General features: G+C 46.0%; 10 protein-coding genes. 5 read left to right on the plus strand and 5 right to left on the minus strand.

Annotated features, from left to right (window positions below; all coding sequences use genetic code 11):
* Positions 1-303 precede the first annotated feature (303 nt).
* The 4 genes from ACUVJL_RS21965 to ACUVJL_RS21980 form a co-directional block, all read right to left on the minus strand.
* Positions 304-1,095, minus strand: coding sequence for a Uma2 family endonuclease (locus ACUVJL_RS21965; RefSeq protein WP_445247773.1), 792 nt, complete (start codon positions 1,093-1,095; stop codon positions 304-306).
* A gap of 80 nt (positions 1,096-1,175) precedes the next feature.
* A complete protein-coding gene (locus ACUVJL_RS21970; protein WP_445247774.1) occupies positions 1,176-1,451 on the minus strand; it encodes a PIN domain-containing protein in 276 nt (91 codons plus the stop codon).
* A 129-nt stretch (positions 1,452-1,580) separates the two neighbouring features.
* Positions 1,581-1,835 carry a hypothetical protein gene (locus ACUVJL_RS21975; RefSeq protein ID WP_445247775.1) on the minus strand — a complete coding sequence of 85 codons (255 nt, stop codon included), beginning with the start codon at positions 1,833-1,835 and terminating at the stop codon, positions 1,581-1,583.
* A 177-nt stretch (positions 1,836-2,012) separates the two neighbouring features.
* On the minus strand, positions 2,013-3,266 hold the full coding sequence (locus tag ACUVJL_RS21980; protein WP_445247776.1) for an FAD-dependent oxidoreductase: 1,254 nt from the start codon (positions 3,264-3,266) through the stop codon (positions 2,013-2,015).
* A 405-nt stretch (positions 3,267-3,671) separates the two neighbouring features.
* Here ACUVJL_RS21980 and dnaK point away from each other — a divergent pair, with 405 nt between their 5' ends.
* The 5 genes from dnaK to ACUVJL_RS22005 all read left to right on the plus strand — a co-directional run bounded on the left by dnaK (position 3,672) and on the right by ACUVJL_RS22005 (position 10,862).
* A complete protein-coding gene (gene dnaK, locus ACUVJL_RS21985; RefSeq protein WP_445247777.1) occupies positions 3,672-5,732 on the plus strand; it encodes a molecular chaperone DnaK in 2,061 nt (686 codons plus the stop codon).
* Between the two features lie 124 nt (positions 5,733-5,856).
* On the plus strand, positions 5,857-6,990 hold the full coding sequence (locus ACUVJL_RS21990) for a DnaJ C-terminal domain-containing protein (RefSeq protein ID WP_445247778.1): 1,134 nt from the start codon (positions 5,857-5,859) through the stop codon (positions 6,988-6,990).
* A 384-nt stretch (positions 6,991-7,374) separates the two neighbouring features.
* Positions 7,375-9,825, plus strand: a complete 2,451-nt coding sequence (locus ACUVJL_RS21995) for a dynamin family protein (protein WP_445247779.1) — start codon at positions 7,375-7,377, stop codon at positions 9,823-9,825.
* A gap of 378 nt (positions 9,826-10,203) precedes the next feature.
* Entirely contained in the window at positions 10,204-10,620 is a 417-nt protein-coding gene (locus ACUVJL_RS22000; protein WP_445247780.1) for a KGK domain-containing protein, read from the plus strand.
* On the plus strand, positions 10,617-10,862 hold the full coding sequence (locus ACUVJL_RS22005; protein WP_445247781.1) for an HNH endonuclease: 246 nt from the start codon (positions 10,617-10,619) through the stop codon (positions 10,860-10,862). The genes ACUVJL_RS22000 and ACUVJL_RS22005 overlap by 4 nt, the downstream gene beginning before the upstream one ends.
* 51 nt (positions 10,863-10,913) lie before the next feature.
* On the opposite strand, the gene ACUVJL_RS22010 is transcribed toward ACUVJL_RS22005, so the two are convergent.
* Positions 10,914-14,726, minus strand: coding sequence for a glycoside hydrolase family 2 protein (locus ACUVJL_RS22010; protein ID WP_445247782.1), 3,813 nt, complete (start codon positions 14,724-14,726; stop codon positions 10,914-10,916).
* Positions 14,727-14,936 lie beyond the last annotated feature (210 nt).

Genomic DNA, 14,936 nt, shown 5'->3' on the forward strand with positions numbered 1-14,936 from the left:
ATGCTGGTAACTCATTGTCAGATTTTTGATTTTTACAAATTATATATGTATGACTTTTTTGTGGAAAACCCTGAATTAATACCAACTTAATCATGATTAGTGAAGCCAGATTAGTTTGCAACTGATTTAGGATTGCTATAGTACCGGCCCTGACATTTTTAGCAGATTCAAATCCCGATCGCCATTGTAAAGTTTTTAGGTGCGATCGCTGGGGATGGGGGCGATCGCCTGCTGCAAGGAAATAGAGCAGCCGAGCGCGATCGCCCTTTTATTCCCCCAATTCCCTTTCAGCAATGATTTCTCTCACAATTGCGGTTCAATTCCAGCCGAGCGCAACTGAGCGCGCAATTGCTCTAATTGGTCTTCTGCTTGTTGAGCTCTTTCCTGTTCGCGATCGGCTCTTTGCCGCTCTTGTTCAGCTCTTTCTGCTCCCGATAACAGCAAATTTCCTGCACTATCCCACCAGCGCAGCCAAGGTAACTCAACATTTTGATACCTTCCTTGCCAAATTCCCAATTCCACTCCTAACGGTTCAATGGGATAATGACCGCGCTCATTTGCAGCAACTAATTGATACCTATCTTCGATCAGGTGATAGACTTCAACGCTAGCCTTAGTTACTTCATAAATCCCGTAAAATGCCGGACGGATCACATTTTCATAAATCCAGAATTTACCCGGCTTAGTTTCCTGTTGACCGGAACGCAATAAAGGCGTTCTGTCCCGTTCTTCTGCACCATTGCCCGATACAAATTCTAACACAATTAACGGTGCTACAAATTCTTGCCACATCACATAAGAACGGCGCAATTGACCGTCAATAGTTGGCGGAACATTAGGCACATAAAACCAGTCCGGTGCTTCCGCACCCCGTTCTAGCGGCTCAGTTAATCGCCAATAAATACCGCTGTCTTGACCGATACAATAGTTACCATCTGGATGAATGCTTTGGAAGACGGGAGTAATTGAATCGGTTAACAGAATGCTTTGGGGATGTTCTTGGAAATTTTTCACAAAAGTACCGTCTGATTCGGGTAGCTGAGTGTGGTCTGGCCAGCCTGTAGGGTTGTTTTCTACATCTAAGGTGAATTTCATAATGTTATTTGGGTCGCAAGCATTGTTTTGTTTTGGAAGAAGTTTTGATTTTGAGTATATGCAAACTCGATACATCTAACTCAGACCTCTATCTCCCAATCCTCCAGACGCAAACCCTCAACGCGGCTGAACTCACGGGTATTGTGAGTTACAAGAATTAGGTTGTTGGCAAGAGCAATAGAGGCAATCAAGAGGTCATTAGGGCCGATAGGTGTCCCAGATGCAGCTAGTTTAGCGCGAATTTGACCGTATATTACGGCAGACTGGTCATCAAAAGGCAAGAGATATAAAGCGATTAAAAAAATCTTGCTGTTGGGCGATGGAGCGATCGGGATTGTTGCTTCTCCTAGCTCCATAGAACAGTTCAGCTTTAACAATAGAACACACTGCCACCTCCTCAGAAGGTAGAGCCTGTAACCTTTGCAAAACTCCAATTGCTCTACCGTTCAAGTAACCGATACAGGTATTGCTATCCAGCAAATAAATCACAGCAATTCCTCCCGTTCCTCAAATTCCCCTTGTTCTCCCCGCACTAAAGGTTCATCCTGAAAGCACCCAAAAGTTCTCTCAAAAAAACTGGGCGACCAGCCTAAATCTTCCGGTGTTTTAGCCTCAGTTGCCGGTGATATGCGCTGGAAAACTACAATAACTTCCAAATCTGTATCTGTAATCCCAACGGGGACTTGCAAATGCAACATCCCGTCCCCACCGACCCGCGATCGTACTTTAATACTTTGCATAACTCTGGCCTCTTTAAGTTTGTACTGAAATTTAATCTAGTCAGGAATTACTCATCTATGCCAAAGAAACCGGGTTTTTTACCGAATATGTGGGTGAGTGCGAAAGATTTTCGTCAAAAAAACCGGTTTCTGACCACCCGTGCGTCATTCTACCTCTATATTTAGGATTGGTGTATCTCATTGATTTCGCACCCGAACCCGGTTTAATCCAAAACCAATTAATCGCGCTGGAATATTTCGCAAAATTGGTAACTGCAACAAAAGTGGCGGTGTAAACGGTCGATTGGTATCTAATGCCCCCTTAATAATTCGCTCCTGTACAAACGACTGAAATGCTTGAATGACGCGTGTGGGCAACTCCCGCTGTCGCTGCACTTCTGCCAAATCCCACAGATGCACGCGATCGTTTTTCAGGGAGGCGCTGAGTACATTAGCCGCGACGACAGCATCTTGAATAGCATAGTTAATTCCCACACCGCCTACGGGCGACATGACGTGAGCGGCATCCCCAATTAAGAGCAAACCGGGACGATACCAGCGGGGAAGGCGACTCGATTCAACGGACAGAAAAGAAATTTGCGACCAATCTTTTAGTTGCTCGACCCTATCTGCAAATTCTGGTGCTAATTCAGCAACAGATTTTTGCAAAGCTTCTATTCCTAATTCGCGCAATTTCTGATAACTGCCTTTCAGAATAATGTAACCGAGTTGCCAATAATCCAAGCGGTCAATCATGGCTAATAAATGGCCTCCAACAGCTCGACCTCCCACGCCGAAATCTTGGGCATCATGGGGACTGCGCGGCAAACGAAACCACAGGACATCCATCGGCGGGGAAGTTTTAATCGGTTCAAAACCTGCTAATTGGCGAAGGCGGGAAAAGCGACCGTCTGCACCGACAGTGAGGGTCGATCGTACTTCATGCCATCCCCCGCGTCCCCGGTAGCGAATTCCGCACACAACGCCATTTTCTACAATCGTTTCTTGGACATTAGCTCCCATTACTAGCTGAAAACAGGGGTAGCGCTGCGCTTGGGCAGTGATGAATTCGAGAAACTTGACTTGGGGAAGAATAGTGATGTAAGGATACTTGGTTTTGAGACAGGCTAAATCTACGAGTGTGGCGGTATTCCCAGCAGCTTGGATAGTGAGTTGGCGCATTTTTGTATGGGGCAATTCCAGCAATTTTTCTGCTAAACCCAATTGCTCCATAATTTCCATTACAGACGGATGCAGCGTATCGCCGCGAAATTCTCGATCGAAATCTTTGTGTACTTCTAGCAGCATGACTGGAATGTTTTGCCGCGCTAAAAGTAATGCTAAAACAGCACCGGCAGGCCCACATCCCACAATGCAGCAGCTTGTCTGTTGCACGTCAACGATCGAGTGTTCTTGAGAGGATTCTGAATTTTGAACAGAGTTGACGGTCATATTTTTATGTTCCTGTTTGCTCAACAATCCTGCTAGCTGCATTTAGTTTAGCAAAACGCATTAGTTAATCAATTCTCAAATTTTTTTTGCTCTCAAAAGATGGACATAAGCTGTCGCGCATTTAAATTTCATGTTCGAGGCGGGCGGGACGCCCACCCCACAAGAGTTTTATTGTTTTTTGCCATACAATTTAAATCCAAAACAGCTTACACGGCTTTCTGAAGTTGACACTCCTACTCCTCGCAGCGCAGATCCACGAGCCCGTACCCAGCCAACCGCACTCAGGGCCCCAAGTGAGGCAATCCCCCCGCAGCCCCCGCTTCTCGACGCGGTACAATAAATGCAATCATACTTAACGCTTATATTGAAAAAGCTACACACAACGCCACAGGAGACAACTGACGCATGGGTAAAGTAGTTGGCATTGACCTCGGAACAACAAACTCAGTAGTAGCCGTCATGGAAGGCGGCAAACCGGTTGTGATTGCCAATGCAGAAGGGATGCGGACAACTCCCTCGGTAGTTGCTTTCACAAAGGAAGGAGAACGCCTTGTGGGACAGATGGCCAGACGCCAGACTGTTCTCAACCCGCAAAACACCTTTTACGCCGTCAAGCGGTACATCGGACGCAAATATACCGAACTGACTCCAGAAGCAAAGCGCGTCCCTTACACAACTAAGCGCGAAGAAAACGGCAACATCAAAGTCAAGTGTCCCCGCCTGAAAAAAGATTTTGCCCCAGAGGAAATTTCGGCGATGGTTTTGCGGAAACTGGCCGATGAAGCCAGCCGCTATCTGGGACAAGAGGTGACGGGGGCTGTAATTACTGTTCCCGCTTATTTCAACGACTCGCAGCGACAGGCGACGCGCGATGCGGGACGAATTGCCGGACTTGATGTCAAGCGGATTTTAAATGAGCCGACGGCGGCTTCTTTGGCTTACGGTTTGGAGAAGCGAGAAAGTCAAACTATTTTAGTGTTTGATTTGGGCGGCGGTACTTTTGATGTGTCTATCTTAGACGTGGGAGACGGAGTATTTGAAGTCAAAGCAACTAGCGGCGACACTCAATTGGGCGGCAATGATTTTGACTCCAAAATTGTGGATTGGTTGGCAGAACAATTCTTAGAAAAAGAAGGAATTGATTTGCGACGCAACCGCCAAGCTTTGCAGCGCTTGATCGAAGCGGCAGAAAAAGCCAAGATTGAGCTGTCGGGAGTCGGTGTCACCGAGATTAATTTGCCGTTTATCGATGCGAATGAAGATGGGCCTCTGCATCTGGAAACGCGGCTGACTCGCGGTCAATTTGAGGGGCTGTGCACAGATTTGGTGCAGCGGCTGCGGCGGCCGGTGAAACAAGCTTTGGCTGATGCAAATTTGAGTCCTTCTCGCATTGATGAAGTTGTGCTAGTCGGCGGTTCGACTCGCATTCCTTTGGTTCAGGAAATTGTTCGCAGTTTGATTGATAGAGAGCCGAATCAAAATGTGAATCCCGATGAAGTTGTGGCGGTGGGTGCGGCAATTCAAGCGGGCATTTTGGCGGGGGATGTCCGCGATGTCCTGCTGTTGGATGTGACGCCGCTGTCGCTGGGTTTGGAAACTATTGGCGGGGTGATGAAAAAACTGATTCCTCGGAATACTACTATTCCCGTCAGGCGATCGGACATTTTTTCCACTGCTGAAAACAACCAAACTGTGGTAGAAATTCACGTCATCCAAGGGGAACGGGAATTAGGCAGAGATAATAAGTCTTTGGGACGGTTTAAACTAACTGGAATTCCGCCGGCGCCGCGAGGGATTCCGCAGGTACAAGTAGCTTTTGATATTGATGCTAACGGGATGCTGTTGGTGACTGCTTTGGACAAAACTACTGGTAGGGAACAAAGCATTACTGTGCAAGGTGCTTCGACGCTGACTCAGCAGGAAGTGAATCAAATGATTCGCGATGCGGAACAGTTTGCTCAAGCTGATAAGTTGCAGCGGGAAAGGGTAGAAAAACGCAATCGCGCTGAAGCTTTAGCTTATCAAGCCGAGCGGCAGTTGCGAGAGGTGGCGCTCGATCGCGGAATGCAGTTTGCTCAAAGAAGCCGCCAGCGAATTGAAACTTTAATTCGGGAATTGCGAGACAGTTTGGAACGCAATGATGAGCGGGGAGTTGACCAAGTTGGTTCGGATTTGCAAGATGCTCTTTACGATTTGAACAGGGAAGTTTCAGCTTTTGCTGATGATGACGATGATGATGATTTCTTTGAGTCTGTGAAGCGGACTTTTACGGGCGACGGTACTAAGCGGCGCAGCGATGACAGCAGCTATTATCAAAATGCTAAACCGTACAGGCGATCGACTGTCGATCCAATTGGCGATCGTATGGGCGATCGTATGGGCGATCGTAGAAGCAGTGCTAATCGCCCCAGTCGCCCTTATCAAAATCAAAGCGACGATTGGGATGATGACGACGATTGGTTGTAATTAGTGGTTAGTCATTAGTCCCTAGTCATTAGTCCCTAGTTGGAAGGGGGGAAGCAGGATGACTAATGACTAATGACTAATAATTAATAACTAATGACTAATAACTAATGACTAATGACTAACTATGCAGAATTTTCGCAATTACTATCTAATTTTGGGAGTGCCCAAAGATGCCTCGGCTGATGAGATTAAGAAAGCCTATCGACGGCTGGCCAGACAGTTGCACCCTGACGTAAATCCGGGGGACAAATCGGCTGAAGATAGGTTTAAGGATATTAATGAAGCTTACGATATTCTTTCCGATATTGACAAGCGGGCTCAATACGATCAGTTTAGTAAATTCTGGAAACAAAAGGGGTTTCAAGGCAAGCAAGGGGTGCGACTTCCAAATTTCAAAAGTTGGGGAAACAGTAAAGCTACCCGCAAAAAACCCGCGGAAGATGTCGATTTTAGCGATTACTCTGATTTTAATAAATTTCTGGATCAAGTGCTCGGAAGGCGCCGGGAAGTGAGGATGGCGACCGCGAATGATGCACCGCGAGTAGCCTCCTATGAACCGTGGAGTACGGCTTCTAAGAAAACAAGTTATGTAGCTAATTCTAGGGAAGATAGAAGGGATGTGGACGATCGCGAAATTCGACGGGATACAGTCGATCGCGAAATTCGACGGGAAACAGTTGATCGCGAAACCAGAAGGGATGTGGACGATCGCGAAATTCGACGGGATACAGTCGATCGCGAAACGAGAAGAGACATTGAGGCCAGGCTGACTCTGCCTTTGGAAAGGGCTTATTCGGGCGGTACCGAGCGAATTCGTCTGGAAGATGGGCGAACTATTGAGGTGAATCTGCCTCCTGCTATGGTATCAGGCCAGCGGATTCGCTTGCGAAATCAAGGTATGGGTGGCGGGGATTTATATTTGAAAATCACCGTTTCTCCCCATCCATTTTTTCGATTGGAAATGTCGGATATTTGCTGCGAATTGCCACTGACTCCCAGCGAAGCGGTGTTGGGGGGAGAGATTGAAGTGCCGACGCTGGACGGCCTGGTAAAGATGAAATTGCCGCCGGGAGTAACCTCTGGAAAGCGGTTGCGGCTGGCTAACAAGGGCTATCCGACGGGAAATGGCGATCGGGGCGATCAATTGGTAGAAATTCAGGTGTTAATTCCCAAAGAAATTAGTGAGGAGGAACGGGAATTATACGAAAAGTTGCGGCAGATAGAGACTTTTAAACCGCGTCAGGATTTATCGGTTTAATGTAGAGTACGCAAGGCGCCAGTTTAATTTTGTAGGGGCGCAATAAGGAGCGCCTTACTACTAATTGTGTACAAAAAATTAGGAGATGCTTGGCTAAATTTTACTGACATATCAAATTTAGCCACTTGGCCGTAAATAGATAATAACAAATCCGTTGGTATCGGAATTATTCATCTCTCTCTTCTCTTCCTCTGCGCCCTCTGCGGCCTCTGCGGTTTAATCATTCCGAAACAACCGTAAACGATATGATTTGTCGCCAGAATAGCCGATCGCACTTTCAGCAATCCTGGATAACATGAGTAAAATTACTGTTGTGATTTTTCCTGAACTAGCAGAGAATTAATACTAAGGTAACTTTCCCACAATTAGGAGCATTCTGCCGCGATGACTCAAATGCCCCCTCAATGCACAAATCTGCAAGAGCAAGTTGACTCTTTACTGCAACTGCTGCGTCAGGAATCGTCTTTGCGACAACAAGATATTACAGCGGTACAAGCTTCTCTAAAAAAGGCAATTTCTCCTGAGTTTGAGATTGTGTTTGCCGGGGCTTTCAGTGCGGGAAAATCGATGCTGATCAATGCTTTGTTAGAGCGGGAATTGCTCTACAGTGCGGTCGGACACGCGACAGGTACTGAATGTTATATCGCCTTTGCTGAGCCGGATAAAGAGCGAGTTGTTCTCACTTTTTTGAGCGAAGTTGAGATTAGTCAGCAAGCTTCTGTGCTTTGCCATAAGTTAGGTTTGCCTACTGAACTTAATATTAATCAAACAGATGTAGTGTCGCTGTTGTCTCAGGGATGTAACATAATTATTGAAACCGAAGGCGGCGAAAATAAATCGGAACTAGCCAAACAAGCTAAGGCTTTGATGCTGCTGTTAGAAGGTTTGGATGCGAATCGCGATCGCATCCAAACCCTCGAAAACGCTACCTACTCGATGGAACAGTTTAATTTTTCCAATCTCAAGGAAGCTGCTAGTTATGCCCGTCGGGGTAGTAACAGTGCTGTACTCAAGCGAGTTGAATATTACTGTTATCATCCGCTGCTGCAAGATGGGAATATTATTATCGATACGCCGGGAATTGATGCACCAGTGCAACGGGATGCAGAATTGACTTATGATAAGATTGAAAGCCCCGATACTTCGGCGGTTGTCTGCGTTTTGAAAGCAGCTTCGTCTGGGGAAATGACGACGGAAGAAACCGAGTTGATGGAAAAAACACGGGGAAATCCCGGAATTCGCGATCGGCTGTTTTACATTTTTAACCGCATTGACGAAACTTGGTACAACACCCAACTGCGACAGCGGTTAGAAAATCTGATTAATTCTGACTTTCGCGATACTGCGAGAGTTTATAAAACTAGCGGATTGTTGGGATTTTACGGGAGTTTGATTAAGGGGACAACAGGGCGCGATCGCTTTGGTTTAAATACAATATTTGCCAGCAGCCAAGGACGAGTTTCTGTAGATAATAAATTAGATTCAGAGTCGATCGGTAATAGTGAAGAAACTCCGCAATTTATCAGTGAATTTAACCGATACTGTGCGAATTCCGGCAAACTGTCTCCCAGCAAATTTCGGATTTCAGTCAACAGCTACGAAACACCAAATGAAAACTACGTGCGGATTCTTGCAGAACAAGGACAACCATTAATTGCTCAATTAATTCAAGATAGCGGTATCGAAGATTTTCGCACAGCCATCACCCGTTACCTCACCGAAGAAAAACGCCCGCAACTGTTCAAAAATCTCGCTGACGATTTAGAAGATTTGTGCATTCAACTGCGGAAACATTACCAAACAATTCAGCGGAATTTGGACAGCCAGCCCCGCGAAATTGAAGCAATGAAAGCACAGGAACTTTTGCGGCTAAATCAAGAATTGCAGCAAGTCGGACAGGATTTTCGGGAACATATCGCCGAAGAAGTCAATGAAATGATTATGAATAAATGCGATATTTTCGATACAGACTTTCGGCAACTGCAATCTCGGATGATCCGCCGCTTGGATGAATTGTTAGACGGATTTTCTGTTGAGGCGGCTTACGGGCGCACTTTGCGGAATCATCCCCGCAATGCTACAGCACCTTTAATTGCTGTTTTAGTGGAAGCACTTTATTATTTAGCAAATCAGTTGGAAGATATTTTAGTAGAGGCTACTAAGTCACTGGTTGATAATTATTTCCAGTATTTGAAAGAAAGCGTTCGCAAGTCGGAATACTATCGATTACTCTATCGGTTGTTGGGGAGTGATGGGGGCATTGAACAGCAGTTAGAGGAGTTATCAAAGCGGGTTTCTGATGCTTTGGTAAATGCGGCTGGGGTGGAGTGCGATCGCTACGTGCGAGAAAGTCCCCGTTTTTACGACGAAGGCACATTTTCGATTTATCAATTCCGGGAAACATTGCAGCAAACTTCTCAAGGTTTTGACTGCGAAAATATGGTAGATGCCCAACCCGCAATTCGACAATTATTGCGGCTAGATTTTGAGCCGAAAGTATCTAGAACTATTCGGCAAACTTTCCGCCAAACAGTCAACCAAACCTTGAAAGAGCATTTGTTGCCACTGGCCCAAAAGCAAGCTGATGATATTTTGCAGAAATACAGTCAAGCCCGCGATTATTTAGAACAAAATTTAGCACAGGAAGCTGAGGAGAAAATTGCTGGTAATCTGCGGCGGCAAGCTGAGAATGAGCAGAAGATTCAAGAGTACGATCGGGCAGTTTCGGGGATTAATAGTTGTTTGCAGGCGATGAAGCTGCAGGAGCATTTGTTGCCTGTAATTCGAGAATATGATACAGTTTTTGCTGTTTCTGAGGGGAAAGATATTGATTGAATTTCAATGATAATTAGGGCAAATAAAATTCATTTATCATCATCTGCGTGAATCAGGGTCAATCCATTGTCATCTGCGGTTCTAGAAATTCTCTTTTTTTGACCGCAGATACAGGCAGATAAACACAGATTAACGCAGATTAATTATATTAGTTCCAGTTGCACGATCGGTGATTGTTGACTGTTGACGGGATTTTACCAGGAGGATGCTACGGGATTTGATATGGCTTGCACAATCACGTTCGATTTTTCCCCCCAAAGCGGTTTTAACCGCCGAGTCTTATCAGGTGTTGTTAACCGGGATGCAGTATAATAACCTATAATATTTAATGCGATTAGTAAATCAACCACAAAATAAGCAAATAAATCAGGTTTAATTATGAGCAAGGACGACACTGAAGAAAGATTTATTAAATTAGATTTTGAAGAAGTTTTGTGGCTGGTAAACGAATGGGAAAGTCTAAATAAAGATTTAGGAGTTAATTCCTATTTTAAGTATCCAATCATTAGTAGTGGTCAATTTCAAACTTATATAAAAAACTCGCTCAATATATATGAGCAGATAAAATCTGTGCTATTTGGTGCAGGCATAGCAGGTAAAGTTCTGAGGTTTGGTTCTCCAGGATGGCAAAAAGGAAAAATTCGAGTTAAAATAACTGTAGAGTTTTGCCCCGACGAACCAGAAGTTGAAGAAACACCAGACAACAATCTATTAGAAATCAGCCCGCCAGAATCACCACTTGACGATTTGCGCCGCCAACTTTTTACTCAAGAAAATCTACCGAACAATTCATGACTAAAACCCCAAGAATCCCGATTCCCTCAGAAGTCAGAAAATACGTATTCGATCGCAATAAATACCAATGCCAAAGCTGCGGCCAAACCAAACTAGAAACCCAACTGACGATCGATCACATCATCCCCCTAGCACGCGGCGGTAGCAACGACATCAGCAACTTGCAAACCCTCTGCAGCACCTGCAACCAAAAGAAAACCGACAAACTAGACCCCCGCTTCCGCCGTCACTTTGACCTGTAATATCCTCCATAACATCCGCGTTAATCGGTGTTAATCTGCGGTTAAAAAATCCTACCATCTATAATACCGATAAGGATCGTCCCCATTCTCAAAATCTGTCTTGTAATCCCAGTGATAAAAATCGCGACTCGAACCGTTAAACACAGATCCATCCGCCTTAAAACTAGCCCCTAAATTAGCCAAAATCTGAGCATTTGCCCTGGTTTGCCGCCAGCGAGTAAAACGGAAATAAGTCTTAGTATCAGCCTTCAAACTGTCCGGTTCAATCTGAGAGAAAATTGCCACACCCTTGCCCACTTGTACCCGACTTAACAAACCATCAGCACCAATTTGTCCCCCAGACTTAATCAACCAAGTATCATAAAAAGAGCGCGATCGCAAATCTGAAGCACTAACTCCCTTCACCTCATCCCAACTCGGAACCGCCAGCGAACCCCCGAAATCCTTTGCTTGCTGCAAACCCACACCCAAACCCGCAACAGGCACTTGACGCGGCAAGAAAAACGCCTTCCCGCCAGCATTCAAATAACCGCGCAAATCTGCATCTTTCAGATTCGCTTGTGTCCCCACAATTGCCAAACCAACATCATTAGAAAGCGAACTAGCGCGCTGATAAATTACCCCCAAACTGTCCAACTTCTGCGCATCCCCATCTCCCCCAATTAAAACCACTTTATCCGGCTTTCTAAGTACCGGAGAATTCATCCCGTAACTCACAATTTGTTGCACTAACTGCGCCGCCCCAGCATCTACAGAATAATGGTCTTCCAAGTCCAACTCGTTTAAAATCAGCCGCCCTTTTCCGTAATCCAATTCCATCAGCGGCGAATAAGCTAAATCAAACTCTGATTCCAAAATGGGGCGCCAACCGCTGCGGTGCGGCTTCTCAATTGAAGCGCTACTGACACCGCCGCGATTTCCCCAACGCCAGCCGTACCAAGGTTTATTTACCGGACTCAAATTAGGGCCAGTTTGGATCGTATCTGGATAAGGTTCAACCAGGGTGCTTTCCCCCACCCAATCCCGTAAATCTTCACTGTCTAAACCGCTAATTGCCGGATGGTTGCTGTCAACTGGATAAGCGCGGCGGCTGACATGGCGGGCAACCCGGAAACCTGTATTTTCGAGCCATTCCCTACCCTGAGGAAACACAATTGCTTTGCCGCCATTTTGCACAAAACTTTCTATACTTCCCGGCAATTTTTCCCCGCTCGAAAACGCTTCCCTACCGATAATTAATAGCGATGAAACTTGCGAACCATTCCACGGTACAAGTGGATGACCTAACTGTTTTAACATTGCCGATGTTTTGCCGGCTGGATCGAAGATTGTCAGCGTATCCTTGCTTTTGGCTTGATTGGCAAAAACCCGGAAAGCAAATGTATCAGAATGCGATCGATCGCCCACTCGCGCAGTCAAGCGAATTTCGCCGTCAGCCTTGCTAGAAATGGTATTTGGTAATTTTACATCTATTGGGAAAAACAGCGTCCCTGCCGGAGCAATTATCCCTGTTTTATCGCCTTTTTTTACTTCTTCCCCCCCCACCACAACCCGCCAATTAAACGAAAATTCTTGTGGCGCCCGCGTATCGTTAATTAACACTACTTGCTTTGCCAGTTTTCCGCCCACAAACAAATTGTGATCTTTCGCAGTAAAAACCGGGCTAGCACCAGCAATCCAAGCCAAAGTCGAGCTATTATTCTTCATAATTGCCTCGCCCCCAGGCTGAACAGTGTAAGCTTCTGGCTGCAAATAATTCAAACGATGATTCGAGACTTGCTTCAAATAAACTCCGCGGCGACCAGGTTGAAATGCCCCAATATCCACCTTTTTTCGGCCAGCCTCGGAAACTTCCCAACCGTGTCCGTCATTCCAAGGAATCATCCCCCCAGACATTCCAAAAGTCCGCCAACTCCGCCAAGTATTTGTACTGAATAACTGCTGCAACTTTTGAAAAGCTGGTGCAAAATCTAACTCTTTTTTAGTATGCCAGCTTTGATACTCCTGATCCTTGACAAATTGCTCGCGAATTTTAGTTTTATAAGCGGCAGTTTCCAACTCGTAAGCCTGCTTGCCAAAATAAATTGCCGCAAACTCAGTCATCCAAGGTTCGCTGAGAATCACCTGACCAAAACCTTTGCGGCCCCGCATCATCGTTGCGTGCAGAGGAGTGCCAAACTCGACTGCCATGTAGGGCTTTTCCCCGGCTTTGCTCCACTCAGAAATCCACTCTTCCCGTTCTTGCAAGGGAATCATATTTAAATAAGAATTCAGCGCATAAACATCGCCGAAATTTGCGCCTTGGTGTACCATCACAGGTCTGGTGGGGTCAGCGGATTTAATCGCCGCTATAGCGTCATTTCCTAGGGGAGTGTTGACCCGCAAACGCTCGTTGTCCGACGGACTGAGAGTTCCTTCTACTTTAGTTTTGCCGATGCGACGGGGATTTTGGTCGTCACCGTGGCCGAAAAAATTAGGAATTGTCGCCCACATTAATACTGATGGATGATTGCGGTAGCGGCGCATTTCAGTCACCATTCGGGCTTTCCAGCGGTTTTTCCACAGGGGGTTTCTCCACTTGCCGTTCCAAGCGATAGGACTAATGTCTAAAGCGGGAGCCATAATTGGAAAACCTTTGAGGTCTGCTCTTTCGGAAAATAACTCTCGGAAGTGCCATTTACCCCGTTCGTCGTGATTCCAAGGCCACATTTCTGTTATGTTAAAACCTGCTTTTACATAGTTGTCAATTAGCCTGTCAGAAACTTCTAGTGTCCCGCCTTCCCAAGACTCGGAGTGCAAGTTTGGCCGCAGCCGCAATTCGGTTCCGTTTAAGAAAAATTTGCGCCCTTCTATCCAAAATTCGCGGAAGCCAAAAGGTTGGTCGTATTGGGTGTCAATGCCGCTGCCTTTTACTTCTAATTGCAGGGTGTAAAGGTTGGGTTTGCCGACATCCCAAAGGCGGGGATTTGGCCAATTCCACTGGACTTGTACGGTTTGAGTTGGTTTAGCTTGAACCTTGGCAGTTCCGGTGAATTTTTGTTCTACTTTGCCTTTTTCGTCGAGCATTTGCGCGATTAGTTCAACTTGACCGCTTTGGGCAACGTCTTTGAGTTCTACATCTAATTTAATTTGCTTTTTCAGGGTGGAAGTTTGAACGAATAGGTCGCTAATTAGTGGGCCTGGGGGAACGCTGAAAACCCGCACTTCGCCGATGATTCCCCGCGATAGCAACTTGGATTTTTCTGTGTATATTTCTGTGGGCCCCATGATGACGGCTTTGTCCTTTTCGTCGGATACTGCCACAACTAAAATAGATAGGGTGTTTTGACCGGGTTTTGCTGCTTTGGTAATTTCAATAGTGCCGTAGGGCCATGGGATTTCACCGCAGTTAATACCGTTGACAAAGATGACTGCATCGGTGCTGACTCTGGCTAAGTCGATAAAAATTCGGCGGTTTGTCCAGTCGCGGGGAATGTCTATATTTCTCTGATACCAAGCTTTTGATAGTTGTTTACTGTTGAAGTTTTCCCAATCTTTGCCGCTGCCGCGAGTGATGATTCCGGGTACGGATTCGCTTGTTTCTTTTTGCCAGTCTCCTGGCACCCAGATGGAACCCCAACTTGGGGAGACGGGGGGGTTTTGGGGGTTGCCAACTGCGGGGACAAATTGCCAAGTTCCGTTGAGATAGATTTGGGATCGTTTGTTGTCGATCGCCCCGACAGCCGCCATGGTAAGATTGGGGAAGCCGATCGATATCCCTGAGTTGCTGGCAAAGTTAAAATTTTGAACCGCGTAACCGATTAACCCAAAGACGGTGGCGGCTGTGAAAAATAATCCGATAATTCTTGCCAGCTTGTGATTCACTCGCTTATTGCTCCCAGAAATTAGCCGATCGAATTTGTCCCTTCATCTACAATAGCAGTTTATCCACCACTAATCCCGCTGCAAATCTGTCTCGGGGAAGATGGCACAGCACTGACAAATGTGGTTCTGTAGAGAAAAAATAGATAAGTTTTAACTTAGTTTTCACTAAGTTGTTTCATCGACATAAGCAATAGTGCGATCGCGCCATCG

This window comes from Microcoleus sp. OTE_8_concoct_300, from assembly GCF_031383065.1.
Taxonomy (GTDB): domain Bacteria; phylum Cyanobacteriota; class Cyanobacteriia; order Cyanobacteriales; family Microcoleaceae; genus Microcoleus.

Excerpts from the sequence above, each read along its gene's own strand:
- ACUVJL_RS21965 (WP_445247773.1), bottom strand. The coding sequence starts at position 1,095 with ATGAAATTCACCTTAGATGTAGAAAACAACCCTACAGGCTGGCCAGAC.
- ACUVJL_RS21970 (WP_445247774.1), bottom strand. The coding sequence starts at position 1,451 with ATGGAGCTAGGAGAAGCAACAATCCCGATCGCTCCATCGCCCAACAGC.
- ACUVJL_RS21975 (WP_445247775.1), bottom strand. The coding sequence starts at position 1,835 with ATGCAAAGTATTAAAGTACGATCGCGGGTCGGTGGGGACGGGATGTTG.
- ACUVJL_RS21980 (WP_445247776.1), bottom strand. The coding sequence starts at position 3,266 with ATGACCGTCAACTCTGTTCAAAATTCAGAATCCTCTCAAGAACACTCG.
- dnaK (WP_445247777.1), top strand. The coding sequence starts at position 3,672 with ATGGGTAAAGTAGTTGGCATTGACCTCGGAACAACAAACTCAGTAGTA.
- ACUVJL_RS21990 (WP_445247778.1), top strand. The coding sequence starts at position 5,857 with ATGCAGAATTTTCGCAATTACTATCTAATTTTGGGAGTGCCCAAAGAT.
- ACUVJL_RS21995 (WP_445247779.1), top strand. The coding sequence starts at position 7,375 with ATGACTCAAATGCCCCCTCAATGCACAAATCTGCAAGAGCAAGTTGAC.
- ACUVJL_RS22000 (WP_445247780.1), top strand. The coding sequence starts at position 10,204 with ATGAGCAAGGACGACACTGAAGAAAGATTTATTAAATTAGATTTTGAA.
- ACUVJL_RS22005 (WP_445247781.1), top strand. The coding sequence starts at position 10,617 with ATGACTAAAACCCCAAGAATCCCGATTCCCTCAGAAGTCAGAAAATAC.